Consider the following 22,492-nt stretch of genomic DNA (forward strand, 5'->3'; position numbering starts at 1 on the left):
TCACGCCAACAACCGCAGGATATGTTCTTGCAGCGTATCCAGGTCGAACGGCTTGGCCAGGATCGGCGCCTTGCGTGTGATCGGGCTGTCGCAGTCACGAATTTCCTGCGGGTAGCCACTGATAAAAATCACCTTCAGCTCCGGGCGCAACTTCACCGCCGGCTCGGCGATCTGCACGCCGGTGACGCCGCCAGGCAGGCGATAGTCCGTCACCATGAGGTCCAGGTGCGGTTTACTGGCGAGGATTTCAAAAGCCTGCTCCCCATTGATCGCCTTCAATACCCGATAGCCCAGGCCTTTGAGGTATTCATCCAGGACAAACATAATCGATTCGTCGTCCTCGACGATCAGAACGACATCTTGTGCATCTTCACTCATGGGAAGCCTTTGTCCGGTCAATTGCTGCACTTACGACCATGCAGTCACGCAGAGGTTGCGTCGAAGTGACGATTGTTTTCACGCCGACGCGTCCAGGGGCAGGCACACCCGGAACAGGGCGCCCTCGCCTATCTGGCTCTCCACCTCAATGGTACCGCCATGGGCCGCGACGATCTGTTCGGAAATAAACAGCCCGAGGCCCAGACCGGCGGCCACATGGCTGGCGGACACGCGCTCGAACTGCTGGAAAATGCGCTTCTGATTGTCGGCGCTGATGCCGATCCCGTGGTCCCGCACCTCCAGCCGTGCTTCGCCGTGTTCGCTGTACACCCGCACGCCCACCGGGCTCTTGGCCCCATAGCGCAAGGCGTTGGTCAGCAGGTTGGACACCACTTGCTCGATGCGGAATTCATCCCAGCTGCCCTCCACCGGACCTTCCGCCTCCAGTTGCATGGACGACTCGGCGGCGGCCACTTGCGGCGCGAAGTTTTCCAGCAGGTTGCGCACCAGTTGCGTGAGGTCGAAGCGCGCCGGACGAATCGACAGTTTGCCGGTGCGGATGCGCGACACGTCGAGCATGTCTTCGATCAGCCGGATCAGGCTCTGGATCTGCCGCTCATCGCGGTCGACCATGGCGCGCATCTTCTCCAGGGTGAACGCGGCGGCGTTGTCCCGGGCCAGGTGCATCTTGCGCAGTTGGGTTTCGAGAATCAGCCCGTTGAGTGGCGTGCGGACTTCGTGGGCGACGATCGACATGAAGTCATCGCGCATGCGTACCGCCTGCTCCAACTCTGCCTGAGTGGCCTGCAGGCGTGTCAGCAGCAACTCCTGTTCGCGGCGGCTGCGCTCCAGCGCTTCCACCTGCTGCTTCATCGCCTTGCTCTGGCGGTACAGGTCGACGAACACATTGACCTTGCTCTTCACCGCATGGATATCCAGCGGCTTGTGCAGGAAGTCCACGGCCCCGCTTTCATAACCCTTGAAGGCATAGTTGAGTTCGCGGCCGGCGGCGCTGACGAATACGATCGGGATGTTCTTGGTCTTTTCGGTGCCGCGCATCAGCTCGGCCAACTCGAAACCGTTCATGCCAGGCATCTGCACATCGAGGATCGCCATGGCGAACTCGTGCTCCAGCAACAGGGACAAGGCCTCGTCGGCGCTCAAGGCCTTGAAGACCTGGCGGTCCTCGCGCTTGATCAGCGCTTCGAGGGCCAGCAGGTTTTCCGGCAGATCATCGACGATCAGCAGTTTGGCCTGGATAGTACTCAACATGGGGAAGATTCCAGGGAAGCCAGCAATGAGGCAATGCGGCTCAAGGTCAGAATATGGTCAGGCGTGTGCAGGGCCAGGGCCGCCCGCGGCATCACGGCAATCCGTGCTTCGTCGGGGTCCTGTACGACAGTGATACCGCCCGACTGCTTGACGTGGGCCAGCCCTTGGGCGCCGTCCTGGTTCGCACCGGTCAGCAGTATGGCCAGCAGGCGCTTGCCGTAGACATCGCCGGCCGAGGCGAACAGGTAATCGATGGCGGGCCGGGAATGGTGTACCCGGTCTTCCTGGCTCAAAGACAGGCTGCGGTCATGCTCCACCGACAAATGATAGCCGGGGCTGGCGAAGTACAAGGTGCCCGGTTGGATCACTTCCTTGTCCTGCCCTTCGCGTACCGGAATCTGCAAACGCCGCGCAAACACTTCCGCCAACTGGCTACGGCGCTCGTCCGGCAGGTGCAGCACGGCAATGATCGGCAGCCCGAAGGCCTGCGGCAGATCGCCAAAAATACTCAGCAACGCCTCAACGCCGCCGGCGGACGCGCCGACGACGATGGCTTCTATCCCACACATGGGGTTGGCGGCAGCGTCGTTCATGATTTCCGGTAGATCCGTTCCTGTTTGACCAAGGGCTCGAAATGCTTGTTGTAGGCGGAAAAATCCAGGGTTTCCTTGCTGCCCAGCACCAGGAAGCCACGATGACACAGCGACTCATGAAACAATCCAAACGCCCGATCCTGCAATTTTTTATTGAAGTAAATCAGTACATTGCGACATGAAATTAATTGAGTTTCTGAGAACACACTGTCGGTTGCCAAGCTGTGGTCGGCGAACGTGACATTCTCGCGCAACGTCTTGTCGAAGATCGCATGATCGTAAGCCGCCGTGTAGTAATCGGCAAAGGAACGCTGCCCACCGGCCTGCTGGTAGTTGGCGGTATAGGCACGCACATTCTCCAGGGAAAAAATCCCCTGCTTGGCCTTATCCAGCGATGCCGGGTTGATGTCAGTGGCATAGATGATGGTGCGTTCCAACAGCCCCTCTTCGCGCAGCAGGATCGCCATGGAGTACACCTCCTCCCCGGTGCTGCAACCGGCGATCCAGATCTTGATCGACGGATAAGTCTTGAGCAGCGGCACCACTTCCTGGCGGATCGCGAGGAAGTGCGAGGGGTCGCGAAACATCTCGCTGACCGGAATTGTCAAAAACTGCAGCAATTGCATGAACGCTGCCGGATCGTGCAGGACGCGCTCCTGCAACGCCGAAATCGTCGCGCATTCAAACTGGCGCAAGGCGTGGGCCACACGGCGTTTGACCGACGCACCGGAGTAGTCGCGAAAGTCATAGCTGTACTTGAGGTAGATCGCCTCAATCAGCAGGCGCAGCTCAATATCACTGCTTTTTTCCAAAAAACTGCGTTCCACTTAAATACGTTCCATCTTCGGTAACCAGACGCGAATCAGCGAGAACAGGCGATCCAGGTCAATCGGCTTGGCCAGGTAATCGTTGGAGCCGGCCGCCAGGCAACGCTCCTGATCGTCCTTCATGGCCTTGGCCGTCACGGCGATGATCGGCAGCTTCTTCCAGCGCGGGTCCTGGCGGATCAGGGCGGTGGCCTCGTAACCGTCCATTTCCGGCATCATCACGTCCATCAGCACCAGGTCGATATCATCGACTTCATTGAGCCTGGCGATGGCTTCATGGCCGTTACGCCCGATCACCACCACGGCGCCTTTGTGCTCCAGGGCGCTGGTCAGGGCGAAGATGTTGCGCACATCGTCGTCCACCAACAGGATCTTGCGCCCTTCGAAGACCTTGTCGCGGCTGCGCGCGGTCTTGAGCATCTTCTGGCGTTCATGGGACAGCTGCGATTCGACTTTGTGCAAAAAGAGTGTGACTTCGTCGAGCAGGCGCTCCGGCGAACGGGCGCCCTTGATGATGATCGAGCGCGAATACTTGCGCAGCTCGGCCTCTTCGTCGCGGGTCAGGTTGCGCCCGGTGTAGACGATCACTGGCGGGAACGAGCAGATATCCTCGGTGGCCATGCGCTTGAGCAGCTCGTTGCCGAGCATGTCGGGCAACTTGAGGTCGATGATCATGCAGTCGTAGATGTTCGTGCGCAGCAGGTCGAGGGCCTCCTGGGCAAAGCCGACAGCGGTGATCTCGATGTCATCGTCGCCGATCAGGCGGGCAATGCTCTCGCGCTGCAGGTCATCGTCTTCCACCAGTAGCACGCGCTTGACCTTCTGGGTCAGCTTGGCTTCCAGGCGCGTGAATATATCCTTGAGCTCTTCGCGGGTGGTGGGTTTCACCGCGTAACCGATGGCGCCCATGTGCATGGCGGCTTCGACGCGGTCTTCCACGGAGATCACATGCACCGGGATGTGGCGGGTACTGGCGTGTTCCTTGAGGCGTTGCAGCACCGTCAGCCCGGAATGGTCCGGCAGGCGCATGTCGAGCAGGATCGCGTCGGGGATGTACTCCTCGGCCAGGCTGTAACCCTCATCCGCGCCATGGGCCACCAGGCAGTGGTAGCCCAACTCATGGGCGAGGTCGAACAGGATGCGCGCGAAGTTCGGTTCGTCTTCCACCACCAGGATGCAGCGCGTGGCGAACGGCGCTTTCTCGCGGTCGTCGGCAAAGCGCGGGATCTGTGTGGCATCGGCCACCGGCAGCGGCGAGACCGCGATGGGCTTGGGCGCCGGGGCGGCAATCACCTGGCGCGGTTGCTCGATAGGCGCAGCGTCTTCCTCGCGTTCGACGTACTGCTCCGGGATGACCAGGGTGAACGTGCTGCCCTGGCCGGGTTCGCTGGTGACGCTGATATAGCCGCCGAGCAACGCGGCCAGGTCGCGGGAAATCGACAAGCCCAGGCCGGTGCCGCCATACCGGCGATTGGTGGTGCCGTCGGCCTGACGGAAGGCTTCGAAGATGCTCTCCTGCTGGTCCGGGGCGATGCCTATCCCGGAATCGCGCACGGTAAAGGCGACACCCTCCCCCGGCGCGCGGGACACCGACAGGCTGACCTGGCCCTGCTCGGTGAACTTGACCGCGTTGGACAGCAGGTTCTTGAGAATCTGCTCCAGGCGCTGGCGATCGGTAAAGAGCATGGTCGGCGTACCTTCCTGCACCTGCACCTGGAACCCCAGCTTGCGATCGGCCGCCAGCGGCTCGAACATCCCGCGCAGGCCATCGACCAGGCGCGCCACGCTGGAGTTTTCCGGGCGCATTTCCAGCTTGCCGGCTTCGACCTTGGAGATATCGAGGATGTCGTTGATCAGGTTGAGCAGGTCATTGCCGGCGGAATAGATCGACTCGGCAAACTTGACTTGCTCGGCGCTGAGGTTTTCCTGAGGGTTCTCCGCCAGCAACTTGGCCAGGATCAGCGAGCTGTTCAGCGGCGTGCGCAGTTCGTGGGACATGTTGGCGAGGAATTCTGATTTGTACTTGCTCGAGCGTTGCAACTCGTCGGCGCGGTCTTCCAGCTCAAGCTGGGCCTGGTTGAGCTCGACGTTCTTGCGGTCCATGGCATCGCGCTGCTCGGCCAGGGTAAGCGTCTGCTCAGCCAATTGCTCGTTGGTCTGCTCGAGTTCCGCCTGTTGCGTTTCCAGGTGGGCCTGGGACTCCTTGAGGATGCGCGATTGCTCTTCCAACTCTTCGTTGGCGGTCTTGAGCTCTTCCTGCTGCACTTGCAGCTCTTCGTTGAGCTGCTGGGTCTCGGCCAGCACTTCCTGCAAGCGCTGGCGATAGCGGGCGGCTTCGATGGAGGTACCGATATTGCCGGCGATGAGTTCCAGCAGTTCGATGTCGCGCTCCTGCAGCGGGCGCAGGAAACCCAGTTCGATCACGCCGTTGATCCGGTCGTCATCGCTGGTCGGCACCACCAGCACGCTGCGGGTCGTGCCCTCGCCCAGGCCGGAACTCACTTTGAAGTAATCCACCGGCACGTCGTCCAGGCGAATCAGGCGACCGAGCTGGGCGGCCTGCCCTACGATGCCTTCGTCGCTGTAGATCGCCTGCTCCTGCTGCTCCTGCTCGCGGGAGAAACCATAGGCGGCCACGCGCTTGAGGCCGCCGTGCTCTTCGCGCACATACAGCGCCGCCACCACCGAGCCCATGTACTGGGCAAAGAACTGCAGGATATTGCGTCCCAACATGTTCAGGGTCAGTTGACCGAGCACCTGTTCGGCCAGTTCGGTCTGGCCATTGCGCAGCCAAGCTTGTTGCTCCAGACGCAATGCGATCTTCTGTTGCGACGCGAAGTTCGCACTGTAACTATCTGAAAGTGATAGTAAATTTTTACGACCAATGTAAGCCAGAAAGCCGCTCAGCCCCAGCACGAACACCAAGTACAGGGTGACGCTGATGAGGGTGGTACGGGTGACTTCCGCGTTGCGGGTAATCCGGAACTGTTGCTCCATCGCCACCGCGTCGTCGTACTCATTGCGAATCTCATCGGTCAGGCGTTTACCCCGGCCGGCTTTCACCGCGCTGCGGTAGTCGCCGTTCTCGCGCTGCATATCAATCATCGACTGGGCGTAGTTGTTCCACTCCAGTTGCAGGCTTTCCAGGCGCTTGAGGCGATCTACCTGCTGCGGGTTGTCCGCTACCAGCTCCTGCAAATTGTGTAAGTCGGCAATGATCCGCGGCTTGGCCACTTCATAGGGGTCGAGGAAATGCTCGTCGCCGGTGATCAGGAAACCGCGCATGCCGGTTTCCAGGTCAACCGTCAGCTTGGACGTTTCGTTGAGGTTATTGATGACCCGGTCGGTGTGCTCTACCCACTGGATCACCGACAACAAATAAGTGATCAGGCACACAAAAAACACCGCACTGAGCACACCCACACCGAGGGGCAGTGCGACGTTGCGGCTCAACAGTGTACGAAAGCTCTTTTCATCGACGGTCGACGCGGGAGTCATGGGCATGCCTTTGCCAAATGCGGAAAAACCGGGAGTTTGCCCCAAAGTTGCGGTTGAACGCTATTTTTCTGCCATGAACCGCTGCAACCCGAAACGGCGCAATCGGGCAACGGCACCCTGAACGCCGCCCACATCCCGTCGCAGTTTCAGTTGCTCACACTCCGCCCGTGCTGAACCGGAACCTGGTTGACCAGCCTTCCCACAGACTAAAGCGTCTTGGGAATAAGGAAACTCCGCGAGAAAGGCGCTCACCTTCTGTTTAACAAAACGGTGCTCGTATGACTATTTCCTTGCAAACCCTCCCCAGCGTTTCATTGATGCCGCTCTCCACGCCACCCGCAATACCCGCCGCTACACCGCCGACGTTGACACCCGTCCCCAGCCACGACTCGCCTGCGCCAACGGTGCAGCCGCCAGCCAGCGTCACCGTCGCGCAAAGCGCCAGCCTCAAGGCGAAGCTGGGGCATTATCACAACCTCAAAACACTTGCCGACAAACTCAACGAAATCGCCCTGCGGCTTGGGCCTGACGCCTCCACCCCGGCCGTGCAGGCAGCCCTCAAGACCACGCCGATGGACGTTCACCCCGACTCGGTTTATCACAGCGAAGTCGGCGGCAGCACCAGCGTGGATAGCTTTATCAATCGCCAGGGAGGATTGCTTTCACCCTATAGCCATTTATCCCTGACCGGGCTGTCGGACGCCATGGCCGCCCGATCCCAGGCGCACCCGTTGGGTAACCTGGGCGGCGCCCTCAGCTGGCCGGTGCCCTTGAGCGCCGATGAGCAACAACGCTTGCACACCCGCACCCAGGATTACACCGACCCTCTTGGGCAAAAACAGCCGCTCAAGCACACCACTGGCGGAGTACTGGAGTTCCTGCGGCATCGAACCCCTCTCGCGGCCGAAGCGCTGACGAGCCCGGGCGCGACGTTGAACGCCCTTGTCAGTTCGCCAGAAGCACAATCATTGGGCCACGCGCTTCAGGAACAGATGCAGGGCATTGCCACCGATAGCAGCAGCCTCGATTACCTGCTCGCGGCCGTGATACTGCAGCTGGACCCAGAGTCCATCACCGCCCCCCAACGCAACAACGTGGCCGGCTTCGACCTGGCCGACGACTCACTCAGGGGCAAGTCGGCCGCCCAAATCGTCGATGCCCTGCGCCAACACCTGGTGGCTCAGGGTAAAACCAGCCCAGAACTGGCTGGCGCAGCCGCCCACCTGCTGCTGGCGGGTCGTGCGCCGGTATTTCTGGTCAAGGACATTCCCGACAGCGTGACCTTTGGCAGCCCGGCCTGGGTCAACCTCGCAATCGCCGCGACGATGGTCGACGCGCACATACCCGGCCGGGTCGCCAATATGAGCTTCGCCGCGGTCATGCTGGAAGCCGAACACGCCAGCGGCGCAGACGTGAACATGACGAACACCGCTCAACGTAACGCCTTGATCGATTGGGGCACGGCCAATGGCCTGCTGGAGAAAAAAGCCGAGCATCTGTACGCGTCCGATGAACTGAACAACCTGGTGACTCGCTTCAGCGAACGCCAGTCCGTGATGCTGGCCGCCTCAGAGGCCTTCGACAAAGACATCCCGTCCCGTAAAGCGATGGCATTGGCCGAGCTGAAACAACGCTTTCCCGACAAGGAGGCGCTGTTCGAAGAACCCTTGATTCGCGTCACCCATATGCCGGGCGGGGATATCCGGCGTAGAAATCAGGTGCCGGGCGTGCACTCGCTGCTGGATGTCGCGATGATGGACGTTGGACCCGACGCGGTCTACGGCTCCCGTGACAGCCGTATCCCCGTGGGGGCGTTGAACGCCAATCCCGAGTTTGGGGTGGCCACGGCGTTCGAGTCGCAATTCAAGCAGGTGATCGAGGAAAAGAAGAACGCCGTCGGCACGTATATCAAGCACTTGATCAGCCAGTTGCCGGCAGACGACCGAAAAAACTTTGAATATGGCAACGTCACTTTTTATCAAAATCACGCCCATAAACTTGGGCTGGGTTTGTTCAGTGACAAAACCGAGCTGCCCAAAGGCGAAGAACTACTGGTAAGGATCGAGCGCGGTGGGGTGACCACGGCCTATGAGATCGACTTCAACGCCGGCGCTATCCGCAGTATTCCGCAGTGGCAGGCACAGCCTGGCTCTTCAAGGAAGGCGAATATCGTCTCCGAAACAAAGGTGTTCACCCCCAGCGCCGGTCAAACCACGCTTGACACAGAACAGACACCGCCTGGCGATTCACCCAGCGATACCTTCGCCTCGCCCCGCGTCCAACTGATCGCCGATGCCTTCGTTGAACATATCAACCTCGATGATCCGGCAATCAAGCAACAGGCGCGTGGCCTCACCACCGACGACAATATTCGGAACCGGTCCGACATGATTGAAAACTTCCTGTTGGACCTGGTCCCTTTGCGCTCCGCGATCAACCACTTCCGCAACGGCAACATTGCTGAAGGCTTGATCGATCTGAGCCTGGACGCGTTCGGCATCGTGACGGCGGGTGTGGGTGCGGCCGGAAAAGTGGTCAAGATCGCAGGGACCACCGTTTCGGCGGCGACCAAGGTGGCACGGTCGGCCAAAGTCATCGGCATGGCCACGTTCGGCGCATTCAACCCGCTGAGCGGCGCAGGCGACCTGGCGGTTGGCGGGGCCCGCCTGGCCGGTGGCGGGCTCAAGTTCCTCGGCGCCAAAGGCGCGCAAGGTGTGAACGCATTGCGTGGCGCGTCGGGCCGTTACGACCTGCTCAAAGCCGCCAGCAACGAGCATGGCGTCGTCGCCACAGGCACCGTGAAGATCGGCGAACACAGTATTGACGGTGCCGCGGTGCTGAAAAATGGCCAGTGGTATGCCTTCGACGCGGAAAAAATGCGCGCCTACGGCGGGCCACTCCAGGGCTTCGCACCCACCACGGTGTCGGCGAAGGGGCAGATCAACCAGAGCTTCACCGACTGGCTCTACAAGAAACTGGCGGGCGAAATACAGTCGCCGGAGGGCCCGCCGACCGTACTCGGTCAATATGCACCCAAAGAGTTCGAAAACGAGTTGAAACGCGCGCAACGCCCCGAGAAGGTTTCCGACTTCAACGCCGGCTATGCGAACGGTGACCCGCACAAGGTGCCGGGTTTCTCATCAGACTCGACGATTCTCGAGCTTCAGATGCTGATCTCCCGTGGGTGGCTGGGCGCCGAAGACGTCGGCACGCTGGTCAAACAGATCGAACGCAAGAAAGTCAGACTGATCCAGGAAGGCTTTACCCTGTTCCAGCGGGATATCCACGCCGTCGGCGGCACCTTGACCCCGATGCCCCAGGAGTTTTACCTCAGCCAAGTCAATCTGGCTTCACCAGGCGAATGTGCGGGTATCGCCAATACCCTGGCACTGTCCATGCAATCGGGCCAAGAGACGACCTACCTGGGCAATATGTTCAAGGCGGCCGCCGATCCACAGGACCCTGTGGCGACGCAGTTCATCCGCACCCTCAGGTCGTTTCATGAAGCAGTCAAACACGTGGATACCTTTCATATGGGCAAGCAGCCCAGGCAGATTCCCTATCATCAGATCGCCACCGAGCTGACCGATGCGAGCCCGCCAAGGAGCCTGAGGATTGCAACGAAGGATCACGCCCTGCTGGCCGGCGTCATGGTGCGTGACGACAAACCCGTCTGGTTCTACTTCGATCCGAATTTCGGGATGGCCCAATTTGACTCGGCCGAGGCCATGAAAAATGGCCTGGAACGTACCCTGAATCGCGGCACCAGCCCGTTTCAGCATCGGGCTTACGGTACGAATCCGGGCACGCCTGAGTATCAAGTGAGTTATTTTGAGTCCGGTGACATGCAGTTCTACCGCGATTCCGCACAGGTCCACCGTATCGCGTCGGTCCCGTTGTAGTTTTTCCGCCCCTGACGCGACATTCTCCGGCGCGAAGCTCACAATGCCAGCAATTTTTCGGAACTTGCTGGCCTTGTCGCTACTCACTAGTGGATTGCCTTTAGACCTGTCGCGCCCAGCACCTTCACTTTTTCAGGAATGTTCACTATGTCGGCACCCACCTCAACCATTCTCGTAGTCGAAGACGACTCCATTGTGCGTATGCTGATCGTCGATGTACTCGAAGAGTTGGGGTTCGGTGTGCTGGAGGCTGAAGACGCCAAATCGGCGCTTGAATTCGTAGAGGACACAAATAAAGTCATTGATCTGATGATGACCGATGTCGGCCTGCCGGATATGAATGGCCGGGACTTGGCCACCCAGGCGCGTAAACTGCGCCCGCAACTGCCGGTCCTGTTTGCCAGTGGTTATCCCGAGAGCATCGAGGTTCAGCCGGGCATGCAATCGATCGCCAAGCCGTTCTCCATCGATCAATTGCGCAATAAGGTTAAGCAAATGCTTGACGCAGCCTGACGTTGCGTTTTTGTCCAATGCCGCCCACAGGGGCGGCATTTTTACGTCAAGCTGTATGTCATACCGGGATTAACGTGACGTTCGGCCAATAAAGTTGGAAACTCGCCGCTTTGCCACACCATTCAATAGTACTCCTCACAAGCCCTCTGGAAGGACGCAACAACATGATTGGAAAACCGACGCGCCTGCTGTTGGCGAGCCTCTCGATACTCATGAGCTCTGGCGCCTGGGCCGACTTCACGGCCACCCCCTCTGAGGCTCGGGCAATCGCCAAGGAAGCCTATTTGTATGGTTACCCGGTCGTGGAAATGTACAAAACGCTCTACACCCAGGCGGTCGACAAGGGCGGCGTCAACTTCAAGGCGCCGTTCAACCATATTGGCAACACCGCCCAGGTCTTCACCCCCAAAGACACCACACTGGCCACGCCAAACCCCGACACGCCCTACTCCTTCGTCTGGATGGACCTGCGTAGCGAGCCGCTGGTGCTGACGCTGCCCAAGATCGAAGACAACCGCTATTACTCGGTGCAACTGGTCGACCTCTATACGCATAACTTCGCGTACCTGGGCACGCGCAGCACCGGCAACAATGGCGGCCACTACATGATCGCCGGACCCGACTGGAAAGGTCAGCAGCCGGTCGATGTGGATCGCGTGGTGTATAGCGAAAGTAACCTCGCTTATGCGCTGTACCGCACGCAGTTGTTTGATGAAAAGGACCTGAACAAGGTCAAGCAGATCCAGAATGGCTACAAAGTGCAGTCGCTCAGCAGCTATGTGAAACAAGCCGCCCCGGCCAAGGCGCCGAAGATCGATTGGCCCAAACCGCTGGCCAACATGACCGAAGGCCCGCAACTGTTTCGCTACTTGAACTTCATGCTCGCCTTCGCTGCCCCCCAGGACAGCGAGAAAGACCAGCTCGCACGCTTTGCCACCATCGGCATCGCACCGGGTGCGCCGTTCAAGGTCAACCAGTTGAGCGCCGAACAGCGTAAAGCGCTGGAAGACGGGATCGCCGACGCCAAGGCTGAGTTCGCGGCGTTCAAAAAAGACAAACTCGACACCCAGCAGGTCGCCATAGGCGACCTGTTCGGCAACCGCGATCACCTGAAAAACAACGACCTGTACCGCTATGCCGGTGCCGAAGTGGGGCTTTTCGGCAACTCTGCCGATGAAGCCACCTACTTCAATTACGTCGTCGACAGTGAAGGCAAGCCCGCCAACGGCGCGCGCCATAGCTACACCGTCCACTTCGCCAAGGACCAACTGCCGCCGGCCGACGCCTTCTGGTCACTGACCCTGTACAACGCCAAGACCAAGTTGCTGGTGCCCAACCACAAAAAGCGCTATGTGATCAATTCGCGGATGTTGCCCAACCTCAAACTGGACGCCGATGGCGGCCTGACCCTGGCGCTGCAACACCACGAACCGCCAAAAGCCGAACAGAGCAACTGGTTGCCGGCACCGCCCGGCCCGTTCTACGCGGTGTTGCGCCTGTACCTGCCCAAACCCGAGGCGAACAACGGCCAGTGGAAGCTGCCGCCGCTGACGCCACTGAAGTGATACGGTCGGCGACTTACCGCTTTTTCAGTTTCAGATACGACTGATGCAAATCCGACGCCCAACCGTCGATCACGCTTTTCACGTCATTGGGCGTCATCACCTGCGAGTCGTTTTCCAGCGGCTTGCCGGTGCCCTTGCGTACTACCTCGGCAACCACCTTGCCGTTGGCGCCGTCGAGAAACTGCGCCTCGGTGCCCAGCACCGTGTCCTGGTCGCGGATGCCGGTGCCGGTACTCACCGCAGCGGCCACCAGGGCGACCGGCACGAACTCATAAGGTTTCAGGCCCTGGGTTTTGCTGCTGACTGCCGTAATCGCCGCACGCACCACTAACACTCCGGCGCCGGGCCCTTGGGCAAGGGGCAATGACTTGCCGACTTCGCGCTTGAGGGCCTGGTTGAAGTAGTCATTGATGCCACGCAACGTGCTCTCAGGAATTTTCGCGGTGGCTTGGGGCCTGGGGTAAAACTGCGTCGGTTCGATATACACCGCGTTGTAGCGGCTCATATCCAGTTTCGGATCGACCCAACGCAGCACCTCGACGCCCGAAGGCGACTTGGCCGGCTTGAGGCGGCTGTAATCGGACAGGAATCCTGAATACTCATCCGGTTGCGTGACTTCGCTGGCACAGCCCACCATCCCGATCGTGGCGATGCAGAGCGTGCTGATCATTAGCCTTAGTTTCATCCTCGAACTCCTTGGCAGTCATCATCAGAACGTTGAGCTGTAGGTATAGCCAATCCTGGAAAAAAGCGCTGAAAAGCTCAGCTGCGCTCGCGCGGGATCAGGCTCTGCAACTGTGCGGCCAGGAAGTTCGCGTTGAAGGCGAAGGTGTCCGGGTCTTTCAAACCGTTGGTTTTCTTCCACAACCAGTCGTTTTTGTCCGCCGGCAGCACCAGTGAAACACTGCCGTGCCGTGCCGCCGTCAGGCCCATGACCGACACCGAAATCAAGCCGCCGACGCCCATCACATCCGGCACGAACTCCACATTCTTGCCGGTGATCTGCACGGTGAGTTTTTCGCTCTTGAACGGCGATGTCTCCACCGGAACGCTCGGGCCGCTGGCGACATACGCTTCACGGTGGACTTCAAGCAAACCAGCGGTATTGACCGGTTCCAGCCATTGTTCGATCTGCTGGAACAGCTCGCCGAGCTTTAGCGCCCAGCGCGCCGATTGCACCTCGAACTGCTGTTTTTTGTGCGCTTCGCTATCGGCGTAATGACGAAGCATCTCGCCCAGTTGCTGTACATCATCCATTGCGGTTTTCCTCGGGTGAGCCGTAGTGCGAACCGCGATCATGGCAGATGCGGCAACTCACCGTATGATTAACGCCTGCGAAACAGCGGGCGCGGCTCGATCACGCTACGCCCGTACTGCACGCTCATCCCCGCCAGCCCTTTCAGGGCGTCTTCAGCCGACTTGTCCGCGCGCACCGCAAACGCATCGAACCCGCACTGGCGCATATGGCTGAGCTGATCGCGTAGCACATCGCCAATCGCCCGCAACTCGCCTCGCCAGCCCATACGCGTGCGCAACAGATAGGCCTGGCTATAGGCGCGGCCGTCACGAAAGCTGGGGAAATCCAGGGCAATCAGCGGCAGCGTGGCGAGCCAGGGCTGCAGCAGTTCGACCTCATCATCCGGGCCCAGCCACACGCCATGCCCCGGCGCATAGGACGCCAGCGGCAGGATCAGCGCAGCGCCCTCCGGCACCTCGTCACGCACCAACACCCACGGATCATCCGCCACCAGACGCGCCTGCCCCTGCTCAAGCTTCAACAGATTGTTCATGCCGGCTGCTCCGCGTACACCTGCTCCTTGAACGGCTCCAGGCCAATGCGCTGCACGGTATCGACAAAGCGCTCTTCGCTTTCGCGGTAGCGCACGAAGGTATTGATCACGCGCTCGATCACATCCGGAATCTCGGCGGCGCTGAACGACGGGCCGATCACTTTGCCCAGTGAACTGTGTTTGCCCTGGGCCCCGCCGAGGGTGATCTGATACCACTCACTGCCATTCTTATCGACGCCCAGGATGCCGATATTGCCGATGTGGTGATGGCCGCAGGCATTGATGCAGCCGGAGATGTTCAGGCTGATGTCACCCAGGTCGTGCAGGTAGTCGAGGTTATCGAAGCGCTGCTGGATCGCCTGAGCGATGGGGATCGACTTGGCATTGGCCAGGGCGCAGAAGTCACCGCCGGGGCAGGCGATGATGTCGGTCAACAGGCCGATATTCGCCGCACCCAGGCCGTGTTCGCAGGCCAGGCGCCACACGGCATGCAGATGCTCCTTGGGCACATCCGGCAACACGATGTTCTGTTCATGGGCGATACGGATTTCGCCAAAACCGAACCGCTCCGCCCACTCAGCCACGGCCTCCATTTGCGGGGCGCTGACGTCGCCGGGCGGCGCGCTGATGCCGGGCTTGGTGGACAACACCACGCTGGCGTAGCCCGCGACTTTATGCGGCATGACGTTACGGCTGACCCAGCGCGCAAAGCCCGGGTTGTCGGCCAGTTCGGTGCCGTAGGCCAGGCTGGTATCGCTGAGCGACGCATACGCCGGCGGTACGAAGGCCGACGCCACGCGCGCGTATTCGGCATCGGTCAACTGCGCCGGGCCATCGCGCAGGTACTGCCATTCTTCCTCCACCTCCTGGGAAAACGCGTCGATCCCCAGCGCCTTGACCAGGATCTTGATGCGCGCCTTGTACTTGTTGTCCCGCCGGCCATGCCGGTTGTACACGCGCAACACCGCCTCGACGTAGGACAGCAGGTGCCGCCACGGCAAGCCCTCGCGAATCTGCAAGCCGAGGATCGGCGTGCGGCCCAGGCCGCCGCCCACCATCACGCGCAGCAGCATCTCGCCTTGGTCATCACGGTAAAGGTACAGGCCGATGTCATGCATCATGATCGCCGCGCGGTCTTCGCGGGCCGAGCAGATGGCGATCTTGAACTTGCGCGGCAGGAACAGGAATTCCGGGTTGATGGTCGACCACTGGCGCAGAATCTCCGCCAACGGGCGCGGGTCCAGCAGCTCGTCGGCCGCGACCCCGGCAAAGGCTTCGGTGGTGATATTGCGCACGCAGTTACCGGAGGTCTGGATCGCATGCATGTCCACCTGGGCCAGGCGTTCGAGGATGTCGGGCACCTGGTGCAGCTCGATCCAGTTGAACTGCAGGTTCTGCCGGGTGGTGAAGTGGCCGTAGCCACGGTCGTAGTCGCGGGCGATGCTGGCCAGGGTACGCATCTGTTCGGCGCTCAAGGTGCCGTAGGGAATCGCCACCCGCAGCATGTAGGCATGCTTTTGCAGGTACAGGCCGTTCTGCAGGCGCAAGGGCAGAAACTCTTCTTCGCTCAAGTCGCCGGCGATAAAACGCTCGACCTGATCACGAAATTGCGCCACGCGCTCGAACACCAGCGCCCGGTCGTATGCATCGTACTGGTACATATCACCGCCTCATCAGGGTTGGCCGCGTCCCAGGGCGCGGCTTCTAGGGGGGCGACTATGCGCCTGCGGCGCAGGGCATTAAAGATTCAGGTGCAGGCTTAAAAAGCGGATCAGATGGGCTATAAGCCGTGCTTTCACGCCGAATAAACTGATCCGTAGTAATCAGCTTTTTCTGAGTCTGTTTTGTTTTACCCACACTTCCTACAGTGCCTGCCACTTGGAACCGTGGGAGGACTGAGCATGAGCACAGCAACAATCGGACAGGCCTATAACTACAAGGTCGTCCGCCAATTCGTGATCGCCACCATCGTCTGGGGCGTGGTGGGCATGGCCATGGGCGTGTGGATCGCTTCGCAGCTGGTCTGGCCGGAAATGAACCTCGATTTGCCCTGGACGACTTTTGGCCGACTGCGACCGTTGCACACCAGCCTGGTGATCTTCGGGTTCGCCGGCAGCGCACAGTTCGCCGCCAGTTATTACGCGGTACAGCGCACCTGCCAGGTGCGGCTGTTTTCCGACAAGCTCGCCGCATTTACCTTCTGGGGTTGGCAATCGGTCATCGTGATCATGTTGATCAGCCTGCCGTTGGGCTACACCACCACCAAGGAATACGCCGAGATCGAATTCTCCGGCGCGGTATGGATGACGGTGGTATGGGTGGCCTACGCCATTGTGTTTTTCACCACCGTGGTACGCCGCCAGACCCGGCACATCTACGTGGGCAACTGGTTTTTCGGCGCGTTCATCCTGGTGATCGCCATGCTGCATGTGGTCAACCACCTGGCGATTCCGGTGGACTGGTTCAAGTCCTACCCGGTGTATTCCGGCGCCACCGATGCGATGGTGCAATGGTGGTACGGGCATAACGCCGTGGGCTTTTTCCTGACCACCGGTTTCCTGGGGATGATGTACTACTTCGTGCCGAAACAAGTCGGACGGCCGGTGTATTCCTATCGCCTGTCCATCGTGCATTTCTGGGCGCTGATCACCTTGTACATCTGGGCCGGTCCGCACCACTTGCATTACACGGCGCTGCCGGACTGGGCGCAGTCGCTGGGCATGGCGATGTCGCTGATCCTGCTCGCGCCGAGCTGGGGTGGCATGATCAACGGCATGATGACCTTGTCGGGCGCCTGGCATAAGTTGCGCAGCGACCCGATCCTGCGCTTTTTGGTGTTGTCGCTGGCGTTCTACGGCATGTCGACGTTCGAAGGGCCGATGATGGCGATCAAGACCGTCAACGCCCTCTCCCACTACACTGACTGGACTATCGGCCACGTCCATGCCGGCGCGTTGGGCTGGGTGGCGATGATCACCTTCGGCTCGCTGTACCACATGATCCCGAAAGTCTTCGGCCGCCAGCAGATGCACAGCGTGACGCTGATCAACCTGCACTTCTGGCTGGCGACCATCGGCACCGTGCTGTACATCGCCTCGATGTGGGTCAACGGCATTACCCAGGGCCTGATGTGGCGTGCGATCAACGATGACGGCACCCTCACCTACTCGTTTGTCGAGGCCTTGCAGGCCAGCCATCCGGGGTTTGTGGTGCGCTTTGCCGGTGGCGTGTTGTTTCTCAGCGGCATGCTGCTGATGGCCTACAACACCTGGCGCACGGTGCGGGTCGCCGACTTGCGGGTTGCGCAGCTTGACGCGAGGATCGTCTGATGTGGAGCTTTCTGATGGTGGTGTGCCTGTATGGCGCGGTGGAGTACTGTTTGCGCGGTCAATCCGAGGAGACGCTGGATGAGGCCAGTTTGATTCCGTTCGCCGACGACCCGGAGGTGGCGCGCCGGGTGGAGCTGGCCACCGGCAAACAGATCCACGCGGTGGCAGCGGAGCAAGCCAGGCCGGGCTGGGGCAATCTGGATATGTGAAACTGCTCCGCTGATTTGGCGCGCAACTGCGTATGACTATTCGGCGGCCGATGGGTAAGGTGATGCGATATTTCTTGTCAGGAGCATCGCATGCACACCATCGGCCTGATCGGCGGCATGAGCTGGGAATCCAGCGCCGAGTACTACCGCATCATCAACCAGCGCGTGCGCGACCAGCTCGGTCCGCTGCGTTCGGCGCAACTGCTGATGTACAGCGTGGACTTCGGCCCGGTGGAACAGGCCCAGCATGCCGGACGCTGGGACGACGCCGCGCTGATCCTCGAGGATGCCGCGCGCCGCCTGCAAGCCGGGGGGGCCGAATGCGTGGTGCTGTGTACCAACACCATGCATTTGGTGGCGCCGCGGATCGAAGCGGCGGTGTCGATTCCCTTTCTGCATATTGCCGATGCCGCAGGTGCCGCGGCCGTCGCCGCCGGCACCCTGACCGTGGGTTTACTCGGCACCGCGTTCACCATGGAACAGGACTTTCTCACCTCGCGCCTGGCCGCCCACGGCCTGAACGTGCTGGTGCCCGATGCGAACGAGCGCCAGGCCGTCCACCGGATCATCTATGAGGAATTGTGCGTCGGCGTGATCAGCGAGGCGTCACGCCAGGTCTATCAGCGCGTGATCGCATCCCTGGCCGCACGCGGCGCCCAGGCAATCATCCTGGGCTGCACGGAAATCGGCCTGCTGATCAAACCCGAACACAGCAACCTGCCGCTGCTCGACACCACGGTGCTGCATGCGCAGGCAGCGGTGGCGTTTGCGTTACGGGACTAAGCCGAGCGGCGCAGGCGCGCCATGCTCAGGGTGTCGACGAAGACACCGTCGCGCAGGGCGTAATCGCGCAGCAGCCCTTCCACTTCGAAGCCGAATTTGCGGTACAGGTTGTGGGCCGCTTCGTTGTCGGCATACACCGTGAGTTCCACGCGGTGCAGGTTCATCCAGTTGTCGGCCACGTCCAACGCGGCCGTCAACAGGCGAGAGCCTACACCTTTGCCTTGCCAGGCTGGCGTCACGCCCATGCCGAACGAACCGACATGGCTCTGACGCACGCGCAGGTACTGTTCCAGGCCGAGCTGGCCGACCACTTCCCCGCCATGCAGCGCCACCAGTTGCAGACGCCGCTCATTATCTGTCACCAGCTTGTTGCGCCACGCCTCGACGGACTGGAACGGCATCTGTAGCACCTGACGACACACAGCCGGCTCGTTGTAGAGCGCGGCGACACCTTCAAGATGGGCCTCGGTAAAGCGCTGGATCACGATATGGGGTTCAGGTGCGTGCATTGTGTTTCATCCGTTGAAAGACAAGTGGCCGGCCAGTTTCGCGGCTTATGCGGGTTGAGTTCAAGGCCTCACTTGACCACGTACACGAACCGCTCGTTTTTCAAGGTGTTGTGCGTGAAGCTGAGCCTGTTGTTTGATCGCTTGACAGTACTCGGGGAGGCACTGTTGGTTATCTGGCGTATCGATCTCTTCAACCAAACGCCTGGCCATCGCCGCTGAAATATAGCTGCCACGTGGCTGCAATCGACCTTTGATAACCGCGGATCGATCATTGACCAACGTCGGATGGTTGAGGTTCAAGACCTCGACTGTTGCGATCGCTTCAGGTGTAAGCCCTTCGACATACCCATCACGGGTGAACCGGAAATGCCGCTCTACATTTGCAGTCAACGGAGAAATAAAGGGCTTTTTTGCCGGGTCATAATCTTCCTTCGCCACCGCGCCATAACCGCAAACCGTTTTGGTTTGGCTGGATGGATAACACGCCACGATATTTGTGTAGACGATGCTGTCAGCCCTGTAAGGGTGCTGGGGAAGAATATGCTCAATATGGCAACTGAATTGTGTGCCCTGATTCTTAACCTGGCATTCTGCCGCTGTCGGCAAACGACGCAACGTGTAGGCGCATAAATGAAATTGCTCCTTCAATAGCGCTTGGCGAACCGCCTCGCTAGGAAAGCTGCTGCCTTTGCCATAAAAGAGATTTTGCGGTGTATCACGGTTTTCCCTTCGCCATTCAATCAACGCGCGCGGTTCTGCGCCCTTTTTGATAGACCTCACGCCTCGCCCTCTTCTAACGACCTCAATGAATCAATGCTCGCTTGAGCCTCAAGGACATCAGGAATTTTTCCGACCTTTTCGCGCAATTGCGCAAGGTGAGACTGGGCCGACTCAAGATCATCGTCGTCAAGATTGCGGTAGATTTTTCTGAGTTGCTGACTGACGTTTAGGTTTTGTGACAAGCCGTCCATCAGTTCTTCGATCACCTCACCACTGCGAAGCCCCAGTGAGCGCTCTGGATGGCCTAGATACTGACCGTCTTTGAGCAGCATCACCGATTCAGCAGGTAATTCTCCCAGTATTTGTGGGGAGTGAGTGGTAATGATGAATTGGCAGTTGGGAAAGGTTTTTTCCAAATTGGCGACGACGGTGCGTTGCCAGCCTGGATGGAGGTGCAGATCCAACTCATCAATAAGGACAACACCCTTTCCTTTCAATGGGTCAGGCACTTCGCGATTGAGCAATGTGAGTCTGCGAGCCAAATCGCCGACCATTGCCAGCAGGCATTTCTCACCGTCTGAAAGTTGCAGGACGTTGAATTCGAATTCACCTTTGAGAACAGTCATTCTCAACGCAGGCTTGCGGCGAACCCGAACATCCTTGAACCCGGTAAACGTTTCGATCGCTCTGCGTACCGCGGAAAGCTCTGGGTCCCGATAGCCTGGAATATCTCGACTATTTTCATTTTCGAGATCTTCCTGATTGCGAAACCAAATGAAAAATCGCTTGAAGTCAGCACCACCATGGCCAAGTGCGTCGTCATACCCCTCAGCAATGGCATTTGCCAAGTGCTCGCGAACGCGTAACGGTACGTCCAGTACTGCACGGTGTACATCGTAGTAAACCGCCAATGGCAACTCGATTGACTCTCCGCCGATGAACTCGTACTGACCTATTCCATACTCAACGCCGTCTGCGACATCGTTTAATCGAGACAAATCACTACTACGGTCACTGGGATGCTTGCCGCCTTTGCGATTCAGAGCAATTGCCCAATCGACGTCGTAGTTTTCAAATAGCTTGGTTTCGACATGTAACCGCGTGTAGTCGGCTCCGATCTTGATGTCTTCTTTAGAGATCGACCGTGACTTGGACGGCTGACCAACCATCCGAGCCGTCAGACTAGACAACGTTATCGCCAACGCATCCAGAATCGAAGACTTGCCCACGCCATTGACGCCCACCAAAGCGACAGTCTTCTTGCCCTCAAAATCGAGCTCCATCTTCTCGATGCCACGGAAATTGACGAGGGTAAAACGCTTGATCTGCATGATCGGCTTCCGACGTGTCTGGCCAGATCGGCCAGTCTTTAAAGAGTGCACGGATCATAGTAATTATCGACAGCTATGTCACTGCGCCGACGGTTACCGCTATTCCCTGCGCCGGGCCACGCGCCACAGCCGCGCAACATCCGCCGCTCGCTCGCGCAACAAGCGCGGTGCCTCGCTGCAGGCGTGCTCCAGGCTCATCGGCCCGGACGGCAAGGCGAAGGCTGCATCCACGCCGTGGGCGTACATCTGCTCGTAGCCTTCACCCAGCGTGCCGGCGATCACGATCACCGGGACCTGGTGCCGCTGGGCGATGCGCGCCACGCCGAAGGGTGTTTTACCGCGCAACGTCTGGGCGTCGAAACGACCTTCACCGGTGATCACCAGGTCGGCGCCGCGTATCGCTTCGTCGAGGCCGACCAGTTCGGCGACCACCTCCACCCCCGCACGGAACTGCGCCCCGAGGAAGGCCTTGGCGGCGAACCCCAGTCCACCGGCGGCGCCACTGCCGGGTTCGTCGCGCACGTCATTGGGCAAGACCTTGGCGCAGTGGTCGGCAAAATGGCCGAGGGCCGCGTCGAGTTGTTCGACCTGCTGCGGATCGGCGCCTTTTTGCGGGCCGAAAATCGCCGAGGCGCCATGGGGGCCGCACAACGGGTTATTCACGTCGGCGGCGATTTCAAAGCGCACCTGGGCCAGGCGCGGGTCGAGTTGTTCCAGGCTGATCCGCGCCAGGCGGGCCAAAGCCAGGCCGCCCGGTGCCAGAGGGTGACCCTCGGCATCGAACAACTGCACGCCGAGTGCCTGCATCGCGCCTGCGCCGCCATCGTTGGTGGCACTGCCGCCAATCGCCAGGATGATGCGCCGGGCACCGGCGTCCAGGGCCGCGCGGATCAGTTCGCCGGTGCCGAAAGTGGTCGTGGAGCACGCGTCGCGCTGCCCCGGCGCCACCAATTGCAGGCCGCTGGCTTCGGCCATTTCGATGAGTGCGGTGTGACTGTCGGCCAGCCAGCCCCAATGCGCGTCAACCGCAGCGCCCAAGGGACCTTTCACCGACTGGTGCCGCAGTTCGCCCTGGCAGGCGGCGAGTACCGACTCCACCGTGCCTTCACCACCGTCCGCCATCGGGCACTGGACCACGTGTGCATCCGGCCAGACCTGCGCCAAGCCTTCGGCAATGGCCTGGGCGACGCCTTCGGCACTCAGGCTGTCCTTGAACGAATCGGGGGCGATGATGATTTTCATGGGCGTTCTCCGGTTTTTATGCCGCCCATGC

Annotated in this window: 19 protein-coding genes; 6 read left to right on the plus strand and 13 right to left on the minus strand. The window is 60.0% G+C overall.

Annotated features, from left to right (window positions below; genetic code table 11):
• From LQ249_RS15825 to LQ249_RS15845, 5 genes are all read right to left on the minus strand, one after another.
• A complete protein-coding gene (locus LQ249_RS15825) occupies nt 1-378 on the minus strand; it encodes a response regulator (RefSeq protein WP_017846270.1) in 378 nt (125 codons plus the stop codon).
• Between the two features lie 78 nt (nt 379-456).
• Nucleotides 457-1,650 carry a hybrid sensor histidine kinase/response regulator gene (locus LQ249_RS15830; protein WP_046383509.1) on the minus strand — a complete coding sequence of 398 codons (1,194 nt, stop codon included), beginning with the start codon at nt 1,648-1,650 and terminating at the stop codon, nt 457-459.
• Nucleotides 1,644-2,243 carry a chemotaxis protein CheB gene (locus tag LQ249_RS15835; protein WP_017846272.1) on the minus strand — a complete coding sequence of 200 codons (600 nt, stop codon included), beginning with the start codon at nt 2,241-2,243 and terminating at the stop codon, nt 1,644-1,646. The genes LQ249_RS15830 and LQ249_RS15835 overlap by 7 nt, the downstream gene beginning before the upstream one ends.
• The gene (locus LQ249_RS15840; protein WP_017846273.1) at nt 2,240-3,070 is read right to left on the minus strand and encodes a CheR family methyltransferase; all 831 of its coding nucleotides are present in this window, start codon (nt 3,068-3,070) and stop codon (nt 2,240-2,242) included. Before LQ249_RS15840 ends, LQ249_RS15835 begins: the two co-directional genes overlap by 4 nt.
• On the minus strand, nt 3,071-6,568 hold the full coding sequence (locus LQ249_RS15845) for a response regulator (RefSeq protein ID WP_232565617.1): 3,498 nt from the start codon (nt 6,566-6,568) through the stop codon (nt 3,071-3,073).
• Nucleotides 6,569-6,846: 278 nt separating this feature from the next.
• Between LQ249_RS15845 and LQ249_RS15850 the strand changes: the two genes are divergently transcribed.
• The 3 genes from LQ249_RS15850 to LQ249_RS15860 all read left to right on the plus strand — a co-directional run bounded on the left by LQ249_RS15850 (nt 6,847) and on the right by LQ249_RS15860 (nt 12,548).
• On the plus strand, nt 6,847-10,470 hold the full coding sequence (locus LQ249_RS15850; protein ID WP_232565618.1) for a hypothetical protein: 3,624 nt from the start codon (nt 6,847-6,849) through the stop codon (nt 10,468-10,470).
• A gap of 147 nt (nt 10,471-10,617) precedes the next feature.
• On the plus strand, nt 10,618-10,983 hold the full coding sequence (locus tag LQ249_RS15855) for a response regulator (RefSeq protein WP_057004155.1): 366 nt from the start codon (nt 10,618-10,620) through the stop codon (nt 10,981-10,983).
• 164 nt (nt 10,984-11,147) lie between these two features.
• The gene (locus tag LQ249_RS15860) at nt 11,148-12,548 is read left to right on the plus strand and encodes a DUF1254 domain-containing protein (RefSeq protein ID WP_046383513.1); all 1,401 of its coding nucleotides are present in this window, start codon (nt 11,148-11,150) and stop codon (nt 12,546-12,548) included.
• A gap of 13 nt (nt 12,549-12,561) precedes the next feature.
• On the opposite strand, the gene LQ249_RS15865 is transcribed toward LQ249_RS15860, so the two are convergent.
• The 4 genes from LQ249_RS15865 to LQ249_RS15880 form a co-directional block, all read right to left on the minus strand.
• Nucleotides 12,562-13,233, minus strand: a complete 672-nt coding sequence (locus LQ249_RS15865; RefSeq protein ID WP_057004156.1) for a DUF3313 domain-containing protein — start codon at nt 13,231-13,233, stop codon at nt 12,562-12,564.
• Between the two features lie 77 nt (nt 13,234-13,310).
• Entirely contained in the window at nt 13,311-13,805 is a 495-nt protein-coding gene (locus LQ249_RS15870) for a hypothetical protein (protein ID WP_017846279.1), read from the minus strand.
• Between the two features lie 68 nt (nt 13,806-13,873).
• The gene (locus LQ249_RS15875) at nt 13,874-14,338 is read right to left on the minus strand and encodes a DUF934 domain-containing protein (RefSeq protein ID WP_057004157.1); all 465 of its coding nucleotides are present in this window, start codon (nt 14,336-14,338) and stop codon (nt 13,874-13,876) included.
• Nucleotides 14,335-15,999: a nitrite/sulfite reductase gene (locus LQ249_RS15880; protein ID WP_017846281.1), complete on the minus strand. Its 1,665-nt coding sequence runs from the start codon at nt 15,997-15,999 to the stop codon at nt 14,335-14,337. Before LQ249_RS15880 ends, LQ249_RS15875 begins: the two co-directional genes overlap by 4 nt.
• 240 nt (nt 16,000-16,239) lie before the next feature.
• Between LQ249_RS15880 and ccoN the strand changes: the two genes are divergently transcribed.
• The 3 genes from ccoN to LQ249_RS15895 all read left to right on the plus strand — a co-directional run bounded on the left by ccoN (nt 16,240) and on the right by LQ249_RS15895 (nt 18,659).
• Nucleotides 16,240-17,667 carry a cytochrome-c oxidase, cbb3-type subunit I gene (gene ccoN, locus LQ249_RS15885; RefSeq protein WP_017846282.1) on the plus strand — a complete coding sequence of 476 codons (1,428 nt, stop codon included), beginning with the start codon at nt 16,240-16,242 and terminating at the stop codon, nt 17,665-17,667.
• Nucleotides 17,667-17,876 carry a cbb3-type cytochrome c oxidase subunit 3 gene (locus tag LQ249_RS15890; RefSeq protein WP_046383517.1) on the plus strand — a complete coding sequence of 70 codons (210 nt, stop codon included), beginning with the start codon at nt 17,667-17,669 and terminating at the stop codon, nt 17,874-17,876. The genes ccoN and LQ249_RS15890 overlap by 1 nt, the downstream gene beginning before the upstream one ends.
• 90 nt (nt 17,877-17,966) lie before the next feature.
• Nucleotides 17,967-18,659, plus strand: coding sequence for an aspartate/glutamate racemase family protein (locus LQ249_RS15895; protein WP_046383518.1), 693 nt, complete (start codon nt 17,967-17,969; stop codon nt 18,657-18,659).
• On the opposite strand, the gene LQ249_RS15900 is transcribed toward LQ249_RS15895, so the two are convergent.
• The 4 genes from LQ249_RS15900 to LQ249_RS15915 form a co-directional block, all read right to left on the minus strand.
• Complete coding sequence (locus LQ249_RS15900) at nt 18,656-19,168, minus strand: GNAT family N-acetyltransferase (RefSeq protein ID WP_104903231.1); 513 nt, start codon at nt 19,166-19,168, stop codon at nt 18,656-18,658. The two genes, LQ249_RS15895 and LQ249_RS15900, sit on opposite strands and share 4 nt — an antisense overlap.
• A gap of 60 nt (nt 19,169-19,228) precedes the next feature.
• Nucleotides 19,229-19,948: a hypothetical protein gene (locus tag LQ249_RS15905; RefSeq protein ID WP_158683852.1), complete on the minus strand. Its 720-nt coding sequence runs from the start codon at nt 19,946-19,948 to the stop codon at nt 19,229-19,231.
• Nucleotides 19,945-21,219 carry an AAA family ATPase gene (locus LQ249_RS15910; RefSeq protein WP_232565619.1) on the minus strand — a complete coding sequence of 425 codons (1,275 nt, stop codon included), beginning with the start codon at nt 21,217-21,219 and terminating at the stop codon, nt 19,945-19,947. Before LQ249_RS15910 ends, LQ249_RS15905 begins: the two co-directional genes overlap by 4 nt.
• A 99-nt stretch (nt 21,220-21,318) precedes the next feature.
• Complete coding sequence (locus LQ249_RS15915) at nt 21,319-22,461, minus strand: glycerate kinase (RefSeq protein WP_232565620.1); 1,143 nt, start codon at nt 22,459-22,461, stop codon at nt 21,319-21,321.
• Nucleotides 22,462-22,492 lie beyond the last annotated feature (31 nt).

Origin of the sequence: Pseudomonas sp. 7-41, from assembly GCF_021233075.1 — a bacterium.
GTDB lineage: Bacteria > Pseudomonadota > Gammaproteobacteria > Pseudomonadales > Pseudomonadaceae > Aquipseudomonas > Aquipseudomonas veronii.